Origin of the sequence: Limnohabitans sp. JirII-31 (assembly GCF_002778315.1) — a bacterium.
Classification (GTDB): Bacteria; Pseudomonadota; Gammaproteobacteria; order Burkholderiales; family Burkholderiaceae_C; genus Limnohabitans.
Genome location: NZ_NESA01000001.1, coordinates 86,637 through 102,821, shown reverse-complemented (window position 1 = coordinate 102,821; position 16,185 = coordinate 86,637). Strand labels below are relative to the sequence as shown.

The window sequence follows — 16,185 nt, the reverse complement described above, 5'->3', positions numbered from 1 at the left end:
TTATTCTAATTTCGGGCGATAAACGCTCACTTATGATCGATGATCGAACGAATCAAGGGTAACTCCTAGACTGAAGCACACGCTGGCTCAGCCACCATTCACACCATGAGTTTTGAGCTACCAAGTTCGCCACCGCTGGGCCCCCTGGACAAAAAAGACTGGATTGCAGGCTTGGAGAAAGGCCTGTCCATCATTGAAACCTTCGATGATGCCAACCCACGCCTGAGTGCCAGCCAAGCCGGCCAACGATGCGGCTTGACGCGCACCGCGGCACGGCGCTATCTGCTCACCCTCACCCACTTGGGCTATGTGGCCACCGATGGCAAGCTGTTTTGGCTCACGCCTCGGGTGATGCGCTTGGGTCAGTCCTATCTAGAGTCGGCACGCCTGCCACGCATCGTGCAACCGTTTTTGCAGCGCCTGACCGCAGGCACACAAGAGATCTCGTACGTGAGCGTGCTCGATGGCACCGACATCGTGTACGTGGCCCGCAACGGCACCAACCGCGCCATGAACACCGGCTTTGTGTTGGGCGCGCGGGTGCCCGGCCAGGTCACCGCAGCCGGGATGCTGCTGCTGGCCATGCAAGGCGAAGCCGCCGTGGACCAATGGCTGAGCAGCCAAGAACTGAAAACCTTCACCTCGTACACCATCACCAACAAAGACCGCATGCGCCTGGAGATGGTGCGCATCCGCGCCCAAGGCTGGGCCATTTCCGAGCAACAGCTCGACATGAGTTACCGTGGCGTGGCCGTGCCGCTGCGTGACCACAAAGGGGCCTTGATTGCAGCCCTGAGTGTGAGCATGCCCATGACCCAGGAAAGCGCCGAAGAAGCCGCCAACCGCGTGCTGCCCTTGCTGCGCGAAACCGCCGCCGCGATGATGAATTTAATTTGAGCGCTTGAACTGCCAAGCGCACCAGCAGGCCACACAGGCCGTCCCCACCGACAACACGTAGACAGACGACAAGCCCCAAGCATCGCTGAGCGCTCCACCACCCAAGGCACCCAAAACACCTGGCACGCCATAGCCAATCGAGGCATACAAGGCTTGGCCGCGTCCGCGCAAGCGCCCCGGGAAGTGGTGCGACAACACAGCCGTGGACACCGTGTGTTGGGTGGCAAAGGTGAGCGCGTGCATGACTTGCGCCAGCAGCAAGGCCAGCAACGAGTCGGCCAACCAACTGGTCAAGGCCATGCGCAACACCATGGCCGCAGCGCAAATGAACAACCAATTGGCCAGACTGAACTTAGGCAACCAGCGCCCCTGGGTGAAGAACCACACAATTTCGGCCAGCACCGACACCGCCCACAACACACCGATCATGGTTTTGCTGTAGCCCAAGGTGTCGAGGTAGAGCGAGAAAAACACATAGATGCCGATGTGCGACAACACATGAAAAAACACCGTGGCAAAAAACCACTGCACGGTGCGCTGGCGCAGCACCGACCACACGGGCGCGTGGGGGCTGTCGTGATGTACGGCTTCGCGCTGGTCGGGCAACCACCACACGCTCACATTCAAGGCGAGCAAAGAGCACACCGCCCAAACGGGGAAGCTCTGCATGCCTTGGTGCTCAAACCAGGCCCCTGCCACAAACACTGTGACCAAAAATCCCAACGAGCCCCACAAACGCACGCGGCCATAGCGCTTGGCGTCGAACGCACCCGTGTTGCTGACCACATGCGCCAGGGCCGCTTCGCTCATGGGCATCATGGCGCTGGTGTGGACGAACATTAGCAACAGCACCAAGGCCAACCACCCCACCCCGCCTGGGTAGAGCAGCCCCAAGGAGAAAAACAAGGAGGCACCGGCACAAAAGCGCAGCAACTTGACGCGCTCACCGGTGTGGTCGCTCAACCAACCCCAACCATAAGGTGCCAACACGCGGGTGGCCGCTTGCACAGCCGTCAACAAACCGATGAGCGTGATGGACAGTCCCAGATCTTTGAGCCAAAGCGGCAAGTAAGGGTTGAAAAAACCAATATGGGCAAAGTAGCTGGCCGACAAGGCCGCGAACGGAAACAGCTTGCGCCGAGCCAAAGCCTGTTGGCGCTGTGCCCTGATGCCCGGGCCCGACACGCTCAAGCCACGTGGCCGGGGATGGCGGGCATGGCGACCTGCACATCGCCGCATTGGGCGCGGTGGCGCAAGGCGTGGTCCATCACCACCAAGGCCAACAAAGCCTCGGCAATTGGAGTCGCACGGATGCCCACACACGGGTCGTGACGGCCTTTGGTCACCACTTCGGTGGGTTGGCTGTTTTGATCGATGGAGGCACGCGGGCTCAAGATCGAACTGGTGGGCTTGATGGCAATGCTCACCTCTAAGTCTTGTCCGGTGCTGATGCCGCCCAGCACGCCGCCCGCGTTGTTGCTCAAGAAACCTTCGGGGCTGAGCGAGTCCCCATGGGTGGTGCCGCGCTGCGCCACGCTGGCAAAGCCCGCACCAATCTCGACGCCTTTGACGGCGTTCAAGCCCATCATGGCGTAGGCAATGTCAGCATCGAGCTTGTCGTACAGGGGTTGCCCCAAGCCCACCGGCATACCCGTGGCCACCACGCGGATGCGTGCGCCGCAGGAGTCACCGGCTTTGCGCAGGCTGTCCATGTAGTCTTCAAAGGCTTGCACATCGGCACACGGTGCATAAAACGGGTTGTGGCCGACGTGGCTCCAGCTCTCGAACGGAATGGGCAGTTCGCCAATTTGCGTCATGCAGCCAAAGAAGCTTGTGCCAAATTTTTCTTTCAGCCATTTTTTGGCGACCGCACCAGCGGCCACGGTGGGCGCGGTCAAACGGGCTGACGAGCGGCCACCACCGCGTGGGTCACGGATACCAAATTTTTGAAAGTAGGTGTAGTCCGCGTGACCGGGGCGGAAGGTTTGCAAGATGTTGCTGTAGTCCTTGCTGCGCTGGTCGGTGTTTTGAATCAACAACGCAATCGGGGTACCGGTGGTTTTGCCATCAAACACACCCGACAAGATTTGCACTTGGTCAGGCTCATTGCGCTGCGTCACATGGCGACTGGTGCCGGGACGGCGACGGTCTAAGTCGTGCTGAATGTCGGCCTCGCTGAGGGCCATGCCGGGTGGGCAGCCATCAATCACGCAGCCAATGGCTGGGCCGTGGGATTCACCAAAGTTGGTGACTGTGAAAAGTGTTCCGAAGGTGTTGCCGCTCATGGGCGAGGATTATCCCATCCCGCCTAAGACACGTGCTCAGAGTTTGACGGTATCCGACTCCGGCTCCGTACCATCGGGCCAGTCGCGAATGTAGGCTTTGAGCATCTTGTTCTCAAAGTTCTGGCTGTCCACCACGGCTTTGGCCACGTCGTAGAAACTGATCACGCCCTGGAGCTGACGGTTGCCAATGACGGGCATGTAGCGGGCGTGGCTCTCAAGCATCATGCGGCGCACTTCGTCGAGTTCGGTATCGGGCGAACAGGTGAGCGGGTGGTCGTCCATGGCGCTGCGCACGGTGAAGTCGCCAATGGCACCACCATTTCTGGAGATGGCTTGAATGACTTCACGGAAAGTCAACATACCCGCCAAGTCACCATGCTCCATCACCACCAAAGAGCCAATGTCGTGCTCAGACATGGTTTGCACCGCCTCGGCCAGAGGATCAAACGGATTGATGGTGTACAAGGTGCCGCCGCCTTTGACGCGCAAGATGTCGCTGACTTTCATGGTGATCTCCTCTGCCGATAGGGCTTGAAATATAGCCCACAATGGCATTCAAAATTCTGACAAACACCCCACAACAGCCCCGAGGAAACCATGCCTGGCTACAACGACCCGAGTTTTGACACCCTGGCTTTGCATGCCGGGGCGGCCCCCGACCCCAGCACCGGCGCACGTGCCGTGCCCATTCACCTGACCACCTCGTTCGTGTTCGAGTCGAGCGACCATGCCGCGTCGCTGTTCAACCTGGAACGTGCAGGCCATGTGTACAGCCGCATCAGCAACCCCACCAATGCGGTGCTCGAACAACGCGTGGCCGCACTTGAAGGCGGCATTGGCGCCATTGCCACCGCCAGCGGACAAGCAGCGCTGCACTTGTCGATTGCCACACTCATGGGCGCGGGCTCGCACATCGTGGCCAGCACCGCGCTGTATGGCGGCTCGCACAACCTGCTGCACTACACATTGAGTCGCTTTGGCATTGAGACCACCTTTGTCAAACCCGACGACATCGACGGCTGGCGCGCTGCCGTGCGGCCCAACACCAAATTGTTTTTTGGCGAAACGGTCGGCAACCCCGGACTGGATGTGCTCGACATTCCGACCATTGCGCAGATCGCCCACGAAGCCCGTGTGCCGCTGCTGGTGGACTCCACCCTGACCTCGCCCTACCTGGTCAAACCGTTTGAGCACGGCGCCGATTTGGTCTACCACTCGGCCACCAAGTTCCTGAGCGGCCATGGCACGGTGATTGGCGGCATCGTGGTGGACGGCGGCAGTTTTGACTGGGAGCGCAGCGGCAAGTTCCCAGAACTCACCGAGCCGTATGAAGGCTTTCACAACATGGTGTTCAGCGAAGAGAGCACCGTGGGCGCCTTCTTGCTGCGGGCACGACGCGAAGGTTTGCGCGACTTTGGCGCTTGCCTGAGCCCACACAGCGCATGGCTGATTTTGCAAGGCATCGAAACCCTGCCCTTGCGCATGGAGCGCCACATGAGCAACACCGAAAAAGTGGTGGCCTACCTGGCCTGCCATCCGCTGGTCAGCCGAGTCGGCCACCCGTTGATGGAAGACCACCCCAGCCACGCGCTGGCGCACAAGCTGTTGCGCTTTGGACCACGCGGTGCAGGCTCGGTGTTCAGCTTTGACCTCAAAGGCAGCCGCGCTCAGGGACGGGTGTTCATCGAAGCCTTGAAGTTGTTCAGCCACCTGGCCAATGTGGGCGATTGCCGCAGCTTGGTGATTCACCCGGCCAGCACCACCCACTTTCGCATGAGCGACGAGGCGCTGCGCGATGCGGGCATTGGCCCCGGGACGATTCGCTTGTCGATCGGACTGGAAGACCCCAGCGATTTGATCGAGGACTTGAAGCGCGCCTTGAAGGCCGCCGAGAAAGCAGGTGCAGCATGAAATTCACACTCCAAGGCCCCACCGGTCAGCCCTACGAGGCCTACGCCTACACCGGCGGCAAAGCCTTTGACGCCAGCCAACCCACGGTGGTGTTCATCCACGGGGTGCTGGGTGACCACAGCGTGTGGATTTTGCAAACCCGCTATCTGGCACACCACGGCTTCAATGTGCTGGCGGTGGATTTGCCAGGCCATGGACGCAGCGGCGGCGAAGCCCCCAGCAGCGTGGAAGAGGCCTCGCAGTTTGTGGAGGCCTTGCTCGATGCCGCAGGCGTGCAGCGCGCCGCCCTGGTCGGCCACAGCTGGGGGTCTTTGATTGCGCTGGAGACCGCAGGACGTTTGAAAGACCGCATCAGCCACATCGCCCTGGTGGGCACGGCGTTTCCCATGAAGGTGTCGCCGGCTTTGCTGGAAAGCTCACTTCACGAGCCCATGAAAGCGATTGAGATGATCAACGTGTTCTCGCGTGCCACGCTGGCCGCCCCGCCTTCGGCACTAGGGCCAGGCACTTGGGTGTTGGGCGCCAACACGGCGCTGAACCGGCGCGTGCTGGCGAGCAACACCAAGGTCAATGTGTTCCACCGCGGATTTGTGGCGTGCGACAGCTATGCCAACGGCTTGCAGGCCATGGCCGACCTTACCTGCCCCGTGCTGTTTGTGTTGGGCAGCCAAGACCAAATGACCACACCCAAAGGCGCTCAAAGCTTGGTGAACCAAGCACGCGAAGCTGGAAAGACGCATGAGGTGGTGATGGTGCCCATGGGCCATCACCAAATGACCGAGTCACCCGAAGAAACGCTGCATGCTTTGCAGCGCTTTCTCACAGCACGTCTCTGAGACGCAGGTCTTGCCAGCGCATCCACAAGCCCTCACCGGCTTCACTGCGCACCAGCAGCAAACGCTCCATCAGCGGAGTCAGCGGCGTTTGATGTGGATCGGCCAGCAGCACATAGCGTGACTCACTGACGGCGTGGTGGGCCGAGTCGGCCGACTCGCTGAGCCGGCCAATCCAATCAAGATCCACCAGGGTGGTCAACACCTCTTCCAGTTGCAGGGGGTCCAGGTGCAGGTCTTCGCATAAGCGGGTCAGGCTCACACCATGGCTGGGATCGAGACGCGCCACATTCAAGCGCTGCAACACCTCCAGCGCGAGCTGAAAACGCCAACCCACGCTGCGACCATCGCGTGAAATGCCGCCCAGCAAACTGGGCAAATTGGCCACCAACACCGCGCCTACCAGCACGATGACCCAAGCCAAGTAAATCCAGATCAACAAGATGGGCAAGGTGGCCAGAGCGCCATAGACCACGGAGTAACTGGGCATCTTGCCAAAGTAATAGGCCAAGACATTGCGCGCCACCTCGGTGGCCGCAGCCACCCAAACACCGCCCACCAAGGCATGGCTCCAACGCACCTGGGTGTAGGGCACATAGCGGTACAGCGCGCCCACGCCCCAGGCCAGCAACATGAACTCCAGGCCGCTGAAGAACCAGCGCATGCTGCTGGTCACATCAGGGGCTAGGCCACGCGAGACGGCAATCAGTTGGGTCAGCATCACCAAGCTCGCGCCCATGAGCAAAGGCCCCAGGGTCAAAGCCGTCCAGTACAACAAGATGCGCTGGGCCAGTGGGCGGCGCTTGCGCACGCGCCAAATGGCGTTGAGCGTGCGGTCGATGGTGAACACCAAGGCAATGGCCGACAAGACCAAAGCGGTCACACCCACCACGCCCAAGCGGCTGGCTTTGCTGGCGAACTGGGTCAGGTAACCCAACACCTGACGTGAAATGTTGTCGGGCACCAAACTCTCCACCAGACGACGCTGCAGCACGACCTGAAAGTCGCTGAAGATCGGAAAAGCGGTGAACACCGCCAAGGCCACTGTCACCAAAGGCACCAAGGCGATGGTGGTGGTGAAGGTCAAGCTGCCCGCGGTCTGACCCAAGCGGTCTTCGCGAAAGCGCTGGCGCAGTGTGCGGGCAGTGTTGCGCCAGGGGAATCGGCGAAGTCGGTCAAAAAGGTGATGCAGTTGCGGGACAATCATGGCCCGAATCATGCCACTGCCCATGCACACCTCTTCTACACCTTCCCAAGCGCCCTCCTCTGAGGCCCTCATGCGCACCCCACGCCATGTGCAACTCACCCGTCTGATGGCGGTGGGCAGTTTGTTGGGCTTGATCGTGCTGGGCCTGGCCTGGGAGCTCTGGCTGGCGCCGGTGCGCCCAGGTGGCACCTTGCTGGCGCTGAAGGTGCTGCCCTTGTGCGTCCCACTCACGGGTCTGTTGAAAAACCGCATGTACACCTACCGCTGGCTCAGCCTGATGGTGTGGCTGTACTTCACCGAAGGCGTGGTGCGCGCCAGTGGCGACCGCGCCCCCAGCAACTACCTGGCCATGCTGGAAGTGCTGCTGTGTGTGGTGTTGTTTGTGGCCTGCGCCTTGCATGTGCGCCTGCGCTTGCAACACGCCAAAGCAACTGCCTTAACCGACCCAGCCGCTGCGCCTGTCAACCCATAAGTCTGTGACCTGACCATGACCGCTTTGTCTTTGCCCGAATTGCTGACCACCCTGCGCCACACCGTGGGCGACACCCATGTGCTGACCGAAGGCGACTTGTCTGCCTTTGAACAAGACTGGCGCAAACGCACACGCGGCAAAGCCTTGGCCGTGGTGCGCCCGGGCAACACGGCAGAAGTGGCCGCTGTGGTGAAGGCTTGTGCCCAAGCAGGCGTGAGCATCGTGCCGCAAGGCGGTAACACCGGCTTGGTGGTGGGATCGATCCCAGACGACTCCGGTACTCAGGTGCTGTTGAGCTTGCAGCGCATGAACGCGGTGCGCCACATCGATGCGGCCAATTTGGCCATCACGGTGGAAGCCGGTTGTGTGTTGCAAAACCTGCAACAAGCGGCGGAGCAAGCCGGCTTTTTGTTCCCCTTGAGCCTGGGATCTGAAGGCAGCTGCACCATTGGTGGTAACTTGGGCACCAACGCGGGCGGGACCCAGGTGGTGCGCTACGGCAACACACGCGAGTTGTGCTTGGGGCTTGAAGTGGTCAGCGCGCAAGGCGAGATTTGGCACGGCTTAAGCGGGCTGCGCAAAGACAACACCGGCTACGACTTGCGCAACCTGATGATTGGCAGCGAGGGCACGCTGGGCATCATCACCGCCGCCACCATGAAGCTCTACCCCTTACCTGCGGCCAAACTCACCGCTTGGGCGGCCGTGCCTTCGGTGGCGCATGCGGTGGAACTGCTGGGCTTGGCTCACCTTCACTTGGGTGCAGGTTTGACCGGGTTCGAGATGATGGGCCAATTTGCCCTGAGCCTAGTAGACAAGCATTACCCCCAACTGCGGGTGCCGCTGTGGCAAGACACGCCCTATTGCGTGTTGCTGGAAAACTCGGACACCGAGTCTGAAGCCCACGCACGCGAACGCTTTGAGCATGTGCTGGAACTGGCCTTTGAACGCGGCTGCGTGAGCGATGCGGTGGTGGCCGAGAGCCTGTCACAAGCCCGCAATCTGTGGCACATCCGCGATAGCATCACGCTAGCGCAGGCCGAAGAGGGCCTGAACATCAAACACGACATTTCGCTGCCCGTGTCCGCCATTCCTGAGTTTGTGGCCCAGACCGATGCCTTGCTAGAGAAAGAAATTGCAGGCGTGCGTTTGGTGAACTTTGGCCACCTGGGCGACGGCAACTTGCACTACAACGTGCAAGCGCCCGAAGGCAGTGACAACGCCGAGTTTTTGAGAACCCAGGAAGACCGTGTGAACACGCTGGTGTACGACACGGTCAAACGTTTTGGTGGCTCCATCTCGGCCGAACACGGTGTGGGTGGTTTGAAAGTGGACACCCTGCCCGACTACAAAGACGCCACCGCATTGGGGCTGATGCGCCAGATCAAACAGGCGCTCGACCCACAAGGCATCTTGAACCCTGGGCGTGTGGTGCGACTGGACTGAAACGGGCCTGGATGACGGGTCAACGTGTGAGGGGTTTTTCAACCAGGCTCAGCCGTTGTGGATTGCCTTCGGGCAAGTTCAAACGACGACCTTGAAAATAAATCTGAGCTTGATAGAGCTGCGCGCCGGTGACCTGCCACGGTGACTTGCCATAGACGCTGCGGCCTTCGCCAGGCTTGAGTTCCAGCCAAGTGGCCTGCTGGGCACCATCGACCACACACACTGTCATGGACTTGTCGCTGACCAGGTACACATAGTTGCCCACTTTGTAGGCTTGTTCAGAGACGAGCTCTGGCAATGCCTCTGACGTGTGCACACAGTTTGCGACACTGTCAGGCAACGCAGTGAGCGCACGGGGGGCGCCTGTCGACATCGGCGCGGATGTGCTGACCATCGGCACTGGCTCTGAAGCAGGCGCAGTGGGCAACGCTGCAAGCTCATCCACGGAAGGAGAAGCCGCTGGTTGCGGCGGGTTGGCCACCAGGTGCATGCGCTCGAACCATGCGTGCAGTGGCGCTGGGGCGACAGACACCACACCCCACCCTCCCAGTGCCAACAAAGCCGCCCACATAGCGAAACGCATGCCGCTTTGAGAGAGTGCCAAGCTGCTGGCGCTGCTGGAGATAGGCTGATGAACAGGTGGGCGCTGCTCACCTACAGCCATCCGATGTTCTAGGCCATGCGTGGCGGCTTGCAAAGCCTCTTGCGGGTTCGCGGTAGGTGGGGCTGCCCCCAAAATCATCAACAAACGTTTATAGGATTGGCGCTTGATGCTGGGTGAATAAAAAAAACCTTCCCCCTCGCCTTCCAAATGTCGCACCTGGGCCACGGACAAACAGGCCGTGCGCGCCAAGGTGGTGACCTCTACGCCTGCAGCTTGGCGAAGCTGTCGCAAATACACAGGGTCGCAGTCCTGAAAGACACGCTGCATGTCTTCGGGCTCTTGGGGATGGGTCATGTTGGCATCTGTTCTCGGTATTGTTCAGCAGCAAAGCCTGTCCATGGTGTCAGGGCGCACGCATGGCGTCAATCCGTGGACTTGCTGAAACACTTAGGTATTCAATCCTGCGCGTGCCTCAACCTTCAGGCGTGGGCCTCAGCCTTTAAACTTGGGTGTCTGCCCTCAACCGGAATGTTTCCTGTCATGCGCCCTATCCGCCGTCAATACGAAGATTTCATGCAGCACGTCTACACCCATGGCGTGCCTAAAACCGACCGCACGGGTACTGGCACCAAAAGCGTCTTCGGGTACCAAATGCGCTTTGATTTGAATGAAGGTTTTCCACTCGTCACCACAAAAAAAGTGCATTTGCGCTCCATCATCCAAGAGCTGTTGTGGTTTTTAACCGGTTCAAGCAACAACAACTGGCTCAAGGAACGCGGTGTCTCGATTTGGGATGAGTGGGCGCGCGAAGATGGCGACCTCGGCCCGGTGTACGGCGTGCAGTGGCGCAGTTGGCCTACACCAGACGGTGGTCACATCGACCAGATCTCCGAGGTGATCCAGACCCTCAAAAGCAACCCTGATTCGCGCCGCATCATTGTGAGCGCCTGGAATGTGGCCGAGCTCAACAAAATGGCGTTGATGCCCTGCCATGCATTTTTTCAGTTCTACGTGGCACCACCCCAAGCGCCCGGGGAGCGAGGCCGTTTGAGCTGCCAGTTGTACCAACGCAGCGCAGATATCTTTTTGGGTGTGCCGTTCAACATCGCCAGCTACGCGCTACTCACCCACATGGTGGCGCAGCAATGTGATTTGGAGGTCGGTGACTTCATCTGGACCGGCGGCGATTGCCACATTTACAGCAACCACCACGAACAGGTGGAACTGCAACTCAGCCGAACGCCTTTTGCCTACCCCACGCTCAAGATCTTGCGTCGCCCCGCAACGATCTTTGATTACCAGTTTGAAGACTTTGAGGTGCAGGACTACCAATGCCACGGTGCCATCAAAGCGCCGGTGGCGGTTTAAAGTTTGGGTATGCGCACATGGGATTGAACCTGATTTTTGCGCGCGCCAGAAACGGCGTGATCGGCCACCACAACACCTTGCCTTGGCACTTGCCCGAAGACTTGGCCCATTTCAAACAGACCACGCTAGGACAACCCGTCATCATGGGGCGTAAAACTTGGGAGTCTTTGCCGCAGAAGTTTCGTCCGCTGCCGGGGCGCACCAACATCGTGGTGACACGCCAGCAAGATTGGCACGCAGATGGCGCGCTGGTGGCCCACAGCATGCTGCAAGCACTTGAACTTTGCCCACCTGACACGCAAGCCTGGGTGATAGGTGGTGCCGAGGTGTATGCGCAAGCCATGCCTTTGGCCAACACCGCGGTGGTCACCGAGATTGATGCCGACTTTGAAGGCGATGCCTTCGCCCCCACGTTTGACAGCAATTGGCAAGAGACAGCCCGTGTGTCGGGCGTGGCCGCCAATGGCCTGCCTTATCACTTTGTGACCCTCCAACGCCAACCCTGAGAGCAACCATGTCTGACCACGGATTTCATGTGCACGGCCCGCACGACCACGAACTCGAACACGCCGCTCAAGGCCACGGCGATGGATTCACCAACAAGATCGCCATGTTCACCGCCATCATCGCCACCGTAGGTGCCATCTTTGGCTACATGGGCGGTGCGACACAGGCCAATGCGGGCTTGAACAAAAACAACGCTGCGATCAAAAAAACCGAAGCCTCGAACCAGTGGAATTACTACCAGGCCAAAAGCAGCAAACAAAACTTGAGCGAGCTGGCGCTGGAGCTGGCCCCGGCGGCCAAGCGTGACTACTACAACGAGCAAATCGAACGCTACAAAGCCGAAAAGGCTGATATCAAAAAGGCGGCCGAAAAGCTTGAAGCTGAGTCGCTGCAGTGGGATGAACAATCGGACACCCAGATGCACCAACACCACCGCTGGGCCCAAGCCACGACCTTGCTCCAAGTGGCGATTGCTTTGGCTGCTATTGCCCTGCTCACACGCAAACTATGGTTGCAATTTGCCATGTATGGCGCGGGTGCCCTGGGCTTAGGCGTGGGCGTGTTGGCGGCCCTTCACGTTTGACATTGACATGACCATGCAACTCGCCACCTGGAACGTCAATTCGCTGACCGTTCGTCTTCCCCAAGTGCTCGACTGGCTACAAGCCAACTCCGTCGATGTGCTGGTCTTGCAAGAGACCAAAACCATTGATGAAAAGTTTCCCCGCGAAGCGATCGAGGCCACCGGTTACCACGTGAGCTTTTTGGGCCAAAAAACCTACAACGGCGTGGCTTTGCTGTCGCGCACACCCGCAGCAAATGTGGTCAAAAACATTCCGGGTTTTGAAGACCCCATGGCGCGCGTGATCACGGGCACCGTCAATGACGTACGCGTGATTGGGGCCTACTTTCCCAACGGGGAAGCCCCTGGCTCCGAGAAGTTCGCCTACAAGATGCGATGGCTAGACGCGTTGCGAGATTGGTTGCGCAGCGAACTGGCACAACACCCTAAGCTGGTGCTGATGGGCGACTTCAACATCACTGTCGATGACCGCGATGTGTGGGACCCGGTGGCACTGAAGGACACCATCCACTGCACGGTGGAAGAACGCACGCACTTTCAAGCGTTGATTGACTTAGGCACACACGATGCATTTCGCTTGTTGGAACAGGCTGGAAAGCTGTACAGCTGGTGGGACTATCGGGAGATGGCTTTCCGCCGCAATCGGGGTTTGCGCATTGACCATATTTTGGTCAGCGATGCGCTCAAAGCATCCGTGCAAGCCTGCGTGATTGACAAGGCTCCACGAAAAAATGAACGCCCCAGCGACCACGCCCCCGTGGTGGTGACGCTGAGCTAAACACCGCGCGCAACATACGCGCGCGGTTTGTCGCGTCAGTCGTCCAACCCCAGCTCTTGGATTTTTCGGGTGATGGTGTTGCGTCCAATACCCAGTTTTTGAGCTGCCTCGATGCGGCGACCCCGTGTATTGACCAAGGCGGTTTGAATCAAGCGCGACTCAAAGCGTCGTGTCAGCACATCCCACACATCGGTGCGCCCCGCAACCAAGAGGCTCATGGCTTCGGCTTCTAAGCCTTGCTCCCAATCAGCACCTGGCAAGTTCAAAACCACAGGAGGGTTTGCAGCGGACTCGTGGGGCGCAGTGGGTGCCGAGATGGGGGCTGATCCGGCCTCATGCGCACGCTCACTCAACACATCCGATGACTCGGGGCTGCGAGCCGGTTCAGACCCGGGGGCATCGAGTTGGACCTCAGGGGGCAAATCCTTGGGCTCAATCACCTGCGCTGGTGCCATCACCGTCAACCAATGACAAATGTTCTCTAACTGACGCACGTTGCCAGGAAACGCAAACTGATTCAACACCGCTTGCGCCGATTCGGCGATGCGTTTGGGCTCGACGCCCAACTGTTGTGCGCTCTGCTGCAAAAAGTGGCGCGTGAGCACCGGAATGTCTTCACGCCGTTCACGCAAAGCGGGCAAGCGCAAACGGATCACGTTGAGACGGTGAAACAAGTCTTCGCGAAACACCCCGTCTTTGACACGTTTTTCCAGGTCTTGGTGGGTGGCCGCAATGACACGCACATTGGCTTTGATGGCGCTGTGGCCCCCGACGCGGTAGTAGTTGCCATCGCTCAGGACCCGCAACAAACGGGTTTGCAAATCGAAGGGCATGTCGCCAATTTCGTCCAAGAACAAGGTGCCACCTTCGGCTTGTTCGAAGCGGCCACGGCGGGTGGTTTGAGCCCCCGTGAATGCACCACGCTCGTGCCCGAACAACTCACTCTCCAACAAATCTTTCGGAATGGCGGCGGTGTTGATGGCGACAAACGGGCCTTTGCTGCCCGCATCACCACGCGGTGAGTGTTTGTGCAGCGCACGCGCCACCAGTTCTTTGCCGCTGCCGCTCTCGCCAGTGATCATCACCGTCACATTGCTTTGGCTCAACCGGCCAATGGCACGAAACACATCTTGCATGGCAGGTGCTTGGCCCAACATTTCAGGCGTGGCGTCTTGCAACTCGCTTTGGGCTTGCTCACGCTGGCTCTCGTCCACAGCGCGACGAATCAACTCGACGGCTTTGGGCAAATCAAACGGCTTGGGCAGGTACTCAAATGCACCGCCTTGAAAGGCTGACACCGCGCTGTCCAAATCGGAAAACGCCGTCATGATGATCACGGGCAGTGCGGGCAAACGTTCTTTGACTTTGCCCAGCAAATCCAAGCCCGAACCTCCTGGCATGCGGATGTCGCTGACCAGAATTTGGGGGCCGTCATCTTCACCTGCGGCATCGAGTGCTTGCAACACCTCGCGTGGGTTGGTGAAACTGCGGGTGGGCAGGTTTTCGCGTTGTAGCGCTTTTTCAAGCACGAAGCGAATTGACTGGTCGTCGTCAACAATCCAAATCGGTTTCATCTCGATACTTTCATGGCAGCACTTTCATTTCATCAATACGAGTAAGCAGAAAGTTTCAGGGCAAGGGGATCAGAATTTTGAAATCTGTGCGTCCCGGCACACTGTCACATTCAATCAAGCCATGGTGTTGTTGGACAAATGTTTGCGCCAAATTCAACCCCAGGCCCGAACCGCCATCCCGTCCCGACACCAAGGGGAAAAACAACCTGTCCTTGATCTCTTCTGGAATACCGGGTCCGTTGTCAATGACATGCAATTCCAGTGCCAACCGATAACGCTGTTTGCCAAAGGTGATTTGTCGGTTGATGCGTGTTCGCAAAACAATTTCTGCCTCACCTGCTTGCGTGCGTTCGACCAAGGCTTGCGCGGCGTTGTGAACGATGTTGAGCACCGCCTGGATCAGCTGTTCACGGTCGCCGCGAAACTCCGGGATGGAGGTGTCATAGTCACGCACCACGCGCAAGCCCCTGGGGAATTCGGCCAACACCAAACTGCGCACGCGCTCGCAGACTTCGTGAATGTTCACATCACCCACCATGTGTGGACGTCGATGTGGCGCCAGCAAGCGGTCCACCAACACTTGCAGGCGATCAGCCTCATGGATGATGACTTGGGTGTACTCCACCAAGTCACGGCTCTCGACCTCCATTTGCAGCAACTGCGCCGCACCACGAATACCACCCAGAGGGTTTTTGATTTCATGGGCCAGGTTACGGATCAGCTCCTTGTTGGCTTGGGCTTGGTCAATCAAACGCTCTTCACGGTCTTGGCGGGCTTGCTGCTCCAGCGGTAACAACTCCACCAACACTTCATCCGTGCGATCGGTGGGTGCCACGATCACGTGCACTGGCAACGAATCTTGCTGTGGTCGGTGCAAGTGCGCGTCATAGCGCAAGGCGGCAAAGGCATTGCTTTGCGCTCCTTGCAGGGCGTTGTCCAAGGCCTGCCCTTCGGTGAAGTACTGTGACAACGTGGTGCCTTGGATGTTGCGACGTGACACGCCCATCACATCTTCCAGGGAGGCATTGGCAAACACCACCGAGCCATCGATGCGGACCACGGCGACCAAGGTGGCCAGCAAATCGAAGGCATGGAATCGATCTTGTGGGGTTGGGAGATGAGAAGTCATCACATCACTTTCATTCATGGGGTAGCCCCGGTCGCAGGGGCAGACAAACGCGACAGCTCGCGTTGCAAGCCCGCCAGATCAGCCTCACTGCGCTGCAAGGCAGCGCGCAATTGCGCCACCCGTTCTTGGTATTTGGCGGGTTGACGCTGCTCATCGGCGCGTCGTTCAGGCTCGCCTTGGTTCCACTCTTGTAGCAAGGCCTGGTGACGTGTTTGGGCACGCTGCCATTCGGTTTGCAAGACCGCACGCGCTTGCGCGTCGCGTTGGCGCTGTTCGCCGATGTCCACCTTGGACTCGCTGGCCACAACACCGGGTAAGGTAGCTACCGTTGGTGACGGTTGAACTTTGGTGCCTTCAATCACCGTGATGGCTGCACTGCGCAAGGGCACGCAGTTGCCCTTGGGGTCGGGTTGGTTGGTGTACGCGTTGCCACAGCGATACACCTGCAAAGGATCTGCGGCCCACACGCTGACGCCTGTCCCTGCGCCTACAGCACACAACACATACAGCATGAAAAAACGGTTCATCGCGACACTCTAAAAAAGAGGGAACTGCACCAACAAAAAAGGACGGCTCTCGCCGTCCTCTTTC

17 protein-coding genes are annotated in these 16,185 nt (G+C 59.1%); 9 read left to right on the top strand and 8 right to left on the bottom strand.

Translation table 11 applies throughout. The features are described 5' to 3' along the window. Positions 1-105: 105 nt before the first annotated feature. Positions 106-897 (top strand): IclR family transcriptional regulator C-terminal domain-containing protein, encoded by a 792-nt coding sequence (locus tag B9Z41_RS00505; protein ID WP_100143919.1) that lies wholly within the window; start codon positions 106-108, stop codon positions 895-897. Here the strand turns inward: B9Z41_RS00505 and B9Z41_RS00500 are convergent. The 3 genes from B9Z41_RS00500 to B9Z41_RS00490 are packed head-to-tail and all read right to left on the bottom strand — an operon-like array spanning position 889 to position 3,689. Continuing rightward, positions 889-2,088, bottom strand: coding sequence for an MFS transporter (locus B9Z41_RS00500; protein WP_369823260.1), 1,200 nt, complete (start codon positions 2,086-2,088; stop codon positions 889-891). The genes B9Z41_RS00505 and B9Z41_RS00500 overlap by 9 nt on opposite strands. Then, a complete protein-coding gene (gene aroC, locus B9Z41_RS00495; RefSeq protein ID WP_100143915.1) occupies positions 2,085-3,182 on the bottom strand; it encodes a chorismate synthase in 1,098 nt (365 codons plus the stop codon). The genes B9Z41_RS00500 and aroC overlap by 4 nt, the downstream gene beginning before the upstream one ends. A gap of 36 nt (positions 3,183-3,218) precedes the next feature. Further along, a complete protein-coding gene (locus B9Z41_RS00490; protein WP_100143913.1) occupies positions 3,219-3,689 on the bottom strand; it encodes a CBS domain-containing protein in 471 nt (156 codons plus the stop codon). 90 nt (positions 3,690-3,779) lie between these two features. On the opposite strand from B9Z41_RS00490, the gene B9Z41_RS00485 reads away from it, so the two are divergent. Together B9Z41_RS00485 and B9Z41_RS00480 are read left to right on the top strand one after the other, a co-directional pair. Next, positions 3,780-5,093: an O-acetylhomoserine aminocarboxypropyltransferase gene (locus B9Z41_RS00485; RefSeq protein WP_100143911.1), complete on the top strand. Its 1,314-nt coding sequence runs from the start codon at positions 3,780-3,782 to the stop codon at positions 5,091-5,093. Beyond that, the gene (locus B9Z41_RS00480) at positions 5,090-5,929 is read left to right on the top strand and encodes an alpha/beta fold hydrolase (protein ID WP_100143909.1); all 840 of its coding nucleotides are present in this window, start codon (positions 5,090-5,092) and stop codon (positions 5,927-5,929) included. The genes B9Z41_RS00485 and B9Z41_RS00480 overlap by 4 nt, the downstream gene beginning before the upstream one ends. On the opposite strand, the gene B9Z41_RS00475 is transcribed toward B9Z41_RS00480, so the two are convergent. After that, complete coding sequence (locus B9Z41_RS00475) at positions 5,913-7,205, bottom strand: YihY family inner membrane protein (protein WP_233202443.1); 1,293 nt, start codon at positions 7,203-7,205, stop codon at positions 5,913-5,915. The two genes, B9Z41_RS00480 and B9Z41_RS00475, sit on opposite strands and share 17 nt — an antisense overlap. Here B9Z41_RS00475 and B9Z41_RS00470 point away from each other — a divergent pair. Further along, the gene (locus tag B9Z41_RS00470; RefSeq protein ID WP_233202442.1) at positions 7,204-7,605 is read left to right on the top strand and encodes a DUF2069 domain-containing protein; all 402 of its coding nucleotides are present in this window, start codon (positions 7,204-7,206) and stop codon (positions 7,603-7,605) included. The two genes, B9Z41_RS00475 and B9Z41_RS00470, sit on opposite strands and share 2 nt — an antisense overlap. A 15-nt stretch (positions 7,606-7,620) precedes the next feature. Further along, the gene (locus B9Z41_RS00465; protein ID WP_100143905.1) at positions 7,621-9,051 is read left to right on the top strand and encodes an FAD-binding oxidoreductase; all 1,431 of its coding nucleotides are present in this window, start codon (positions 7,621-7,623) and stop codon (positions 9,049-9,051) included. Between the two features lie 19 nt (positions 9,052-9,070). Here B9Z41_RS00465 and B9Z41_RS00460 read toward each other — a convergent pair whose 3' ends face one another. Further along, positions 9,071-10,009 carry a helix-turn-helix domain-containing protein gene (locus B9Z41_RS00460; protein ID WP_100143903.1) on the bottom strand — a complete coding sequence of 313 codons (939 nt, stop codon included), beginning with the start codon at positions 10,007-10,009 and terminating at the stop codon, positions 9,071-9,073. Between the two features lie 186 nt (positions 10,010-10,195). Between B9Z41_RS00460 and B9Z41_RS00455 the strand changes: the two genes are divergently transcribed. The 4 genes from B9Z41_RS00455 to xth are packed head-to-tail and all read left to right on the top strand — an operon-like array spanning position 10,196 to position 12,891. Beyond that, complete coding sequence (locus B9Z41_RS00455; RefSeq protein ID WP_233202441.1) at positions 10,196-11,023, top strand: thymidylate synthase; 828 nt, start codon at positions 10,196-10,198, stop codon at positions 11,021-11,023. 17 nt (positions 11,024-11,040) lie between these two features. Then, entirely contained in the window at positions 11,041-11,529 is a 489-nt protein-coding gene (locus B9Z41_RS00450; protein ID WP_100143899.1) for a dihydrofolate reductase, read from the top strand. An 8-nt stretch (positions 11,530-11,537) separates the two neighbouring features. Next, a complete protein-coding gene (locus B9Z41_RS00445) occupies positions 11,538-12,113 on the top strand; it encodes a DUF4337 domain-containing protein (protein ID WP_100143897.1) in 576 nt (191 codons plus the stop codon). 13 nt (positions 12,114-12,126) lie between these two features. Then, positions 12,127-12,891 (top strand): exodeoxyribonuclease III, encoded by a 765-nt coding sequence (gene xth, locus B9Z41_RS00440; protein WP_100145039.1) that lies wholly within the window; start codon positions 12,127-12,129, stop codon positions 12,889-12,891. Positions 12,892-12,926: 35 nt separating this feature from the next. Here the strand turns inward: xth and ntrC are convergent, their stop codons facing one another. From ntrC to B9Z41_RS00425, 3 genes are read right to left on the bottom strand one after another with little or no spacing between them, the layout of a single operon-like run. Next, entirely contained in the window at positions 12,927-14,465 is a 1,539-nt protein-coding gene (gene ntrC / locus B9Z41_RS00435) for a nitrogen regulation protein NR(I) (protein ID WP_100143895.1), read from the bottom strand. A 55-nt stretch (positions 14,466-14,520) separates the two neighbouring features. Beyond that, positions 14,521-15,594: a nitrogen regulation protein NR(II) gene (glnL, locus tag B9Z41_RS00430; RefSeq protein ID WP_100145037.1), complete on the bottom strand. Its 1,074-nt coding sequence runs from the start codon at positions 15,592-15,594 to the stop codon at positions 14,521-14,523. A 14-nt stretch (positions 15,595-15,608) separates the two neighbouring features. Beyond that, positions 15,609-16,121: a hypothetical protein gene (locus B9Z41_RS00425; protein ID WP_100143893.1), complete on the bottom strand. Its 513-nt coding sequence runs from the start codon at positions 16,119-16,121 to the stop codon at positions 15,609-15,611. Positions 16,122-16,185 lie beyond the last annotated feature (64 nt).